Here is a 2,542-nt window from a genome sequence, read left to right on the forward strand (position 1 = left end):
AATCAGCTTTGATTGTAGAAATGTCTTGTTGCATGGAAAGAGGTGAAATATTTATTCGTATGTTTTCTCCAAAGGCTCTGGTTTCTCTTGCCCATAAACCGGATCTTTCCCAATTATACTTTTCTGATATAACAGTTAGTTGATCATAAATAGGTTGCCAATTGTTTATAGATACTGAATCATATCCTGCATGTCCCGGCATGTTCTCTATCAAAAATTTGGCGGCGGCAAGTTTCTGAGGAGCATTTTTGTAATGAACCAGAACTTTTTCTAATTCTATACGATTATTTTCAGCGAATTCTAAAACATTATATAGTCTTTTATTTTCTGTTTGTATACAAGATAATAAAGATAGAAAAACTATATAAAAGGAATTTTTCATATATTTTGAATATAACTAGATTAATTTTTTATATCTTAAAAAAGTGTTTTTGGAATTTTACTTTCAGTATCTTTATACTAGTTGTAAGTTTAAAATTATTTTTTATTCGGCATATCCCCGAATTTTTAGTTGTAAGGGTTTTTCTGTATTACACTTTACCATAATAGTTTCATCAAATATACCAGATTCCTTTGGAGTCATTTTGACTGTCAGGTTAAGAGTTTCACCTAGCCTGGCAGGGTGTTTATCAAATGTTGTAGCAGCACAACTTACGGATGTACTGGTTTCTAGTATAACAAGTGAATTATTTCCTGTATTTTGTAAAGCAAAAATGCAAATGGTAATATATTCAGAACTTTATGTTGAGTGGATTAGAATCACTAAATTTTTATTCTTTTTATCTGTTATTATTTATTTTATTTGCTCGTCTATCTTATAAATCAAAATCTTTGGATCTTCTCTATAAGATATTGCATATATTGAATTTGTGTTTTTATCGATGCAAAAATTCAATATTTTAGATGATAACAAATATTTTCGTTTTATATTTCCATTATGATCGAATATATGGAATTCATTACCGTAACTAGTTCCTCCTTTTTTTTCTTCTCCTGAATACAACCCGATTAAATAATTGTTTACAAACCCAGCAGCTAAATACCCCATTGGATTTAAGGGAAGTAAACTTTTTTCTTGAATATTATATTTAAGGCTATGCAAAGAGTAGTCCCATTTTTTTTGTATCGTATCATCATTTATATTATATAATTCCATCACTCCAGCCATAAAAACGACACTGGCTAATTGAGTTCTGTTTGGAGATAAATACAAGCGCCCATAGTTGGCCTTAGAACGGGTCATTGAATCAACGTTTGTGTTATTCTCCTGTAAATAATTTCCACATGAGATTACTTTATCCAATTTTTCATCCATAAATGTAAACTTCTGCTTTGTTCTACCTGTAGCAATATAACTGGAGTCATTTATCCTGTATATTTCTAGATAGCGTGTATTTTCATCTAATTTTTTTTCTATAATTGGAAGACATTTTCCTAAACTATGATTTAAACTATCAATAGAATATACAGATATTTTGCGTTGTATATTATCAAATAGTTGAATATACCGATGGTTATTTGACTGAAAGACATCAATATTAGTTATTTGTATAAACTCATTAGGGCCTTGTCCTTTTTTTGCAAAAGAATATAAAAGTTTATTTTTACGTATATCAATTGCATCGATCATGTAAGGAGCAGAAAATGATCTATCAACAAATAATAGATTATCAGACAACTGCATTAACATCGGGGTGCCTATTTCCACGTCTAATGAATCAGACACTTCCCAGAAAGAAGTTTGTGCTCTTTTTTCTAAATTTTTATTCTTACAAGAAAAAAACGACAAACAAAGTATTAATAATATACAATAACGCATATCTATTTTATTTTATTATTTGTAAATTAAGAGCAGGAACCGTAAAAGTGTACCAATGCATAGCTATAGAAAAATTTTGTTCGAATTTAATTTATACAAATGGCAGTTTGTTAAATTTTACTTTTACGTCCCTACTCTTTTAATAATTAATTGTTTCGATAACCAGTATAGTCATTATGAGATGTTTCACAAATAGAAGAGAAATCTACTGAACATCCTCTTCCTCCACCTTCTCCTCTAGCTAGTGCTTCCACATTGCTCAATGTTAAATCAGTCAAACTAACTTCATTCTTATTCTCATTTACATTCCATGCAGCCCCAACAGCCACTATCGCAACAATTGCTATACCAAATAGTTTCTTCTTCATGATATTTTTATGTATTTATGTTATTAATTTTTTAATCGTTTATTTCTTATTTACTCTTCTTCAATAGGAAATTTCTTTATTCTTTAATTCTTCTTACTTTTGCTCCATCACCTCCTTTCTTTTAAGGTGGAGACAAGGGGGAAGGTTACCGGAAGAGTTCTAATGTCTGAGAGGTTTCCTTCCCTGCTTTTTATTATATTGCTTGTCCCCGTATTTTTAATGTTATTGATTGCTCCGTATTACATTTTACCATTATGGTCTCGTCGAACATACCGGATTCTTTTGGCGTCATCTCAACGGTTACGTGGAGCGATTCACCAGGCTTGGCTGGATGTTTGTCGAAAGTAGTTACTGC

At 30.6% G+C, this 2,542-nt stretch carries 4 protein-coding genes and 1 pseudogene; all 5 read right to left on the bottom strand.

Going from position 1 to position 2,542, the window contains the following annotated elements; translation table 11 throughout:
* Positions 1-382 (bottom strand): annotated as a pseudogene (locus tag C4S38_RS15595) (hypothetical protein); the annotation flags it as partial.
* Positions 383-484: 102 nt separating this feature from the next.
* The gene (locus tag C4S38_RS16345) at positions 485-727 is read right to left on the bottom strand and encodes a DUF1573 domain-containing protein (protein WP_103984475.1); all 243 of its coding nucleotides are present in this window, start codon (positions 725-727) and stop codon (positions 485-487) included.
* A 66-nt stretch (positions 728-793) separates the two neighbouring features.
* Positions 794-1,819 (bottom strand): BF3164 family lipoprotein, encoded by a 1,026-nt coding sequence (locus C4S38_RS15605; protein WP_103984476.1) that lies wholly within the window; start codon positions 1,817-1,819, stop codon positions 794-796.
* Between the two features lie 146 nt (positions 1,820-1,965).
* Positions 1,966-2,187, bottom strand: coding sequence for an NVEALA domain-containing protein (locus tag C4S38_RS15610; RefSeq protein ID WP_103984477.1), 222 nt, complete (start codon positions 2,185-2,187; stop codon positions 1,966-1,968).
* 193 nt (positions 2,188-2,380) lie between these two features.
* The coding region (locus tag C4S38_RS16235) for a DUF1573 domain-containing protein (protein WP_146059501.1) at positions 2,381-2,542 on the bottom strand (162 nt) is incomplete at its 5' end.

This window comes from Parabacteroides chinchillae (genome assembly GCF_900108035.1).
GTDB lineage: Bacteria > Bacteroidota > Bacteroidia > Bacteroidales > Tannerellaceae > Parabacteroides > Parabacteroides chinchillae.

Excerpts from the sequence above, each read along its gene's own strand:
- C4S38_RS15610 (WP_103984477.1), bottom strand. The coding sequence starts at position 2,187 with ATGAAGAAGAAACTATTTGGTATAGCAATTGTTGCGATAGTGGCTGTT.
- C4S38_RS15605 (WP_103984476.1), bottom strand. The coding sequence starts at position 1,819 with ATGCGTTATTGTATATTATTAATACTTTGTTTGTCGTTTTTTTCTTGT.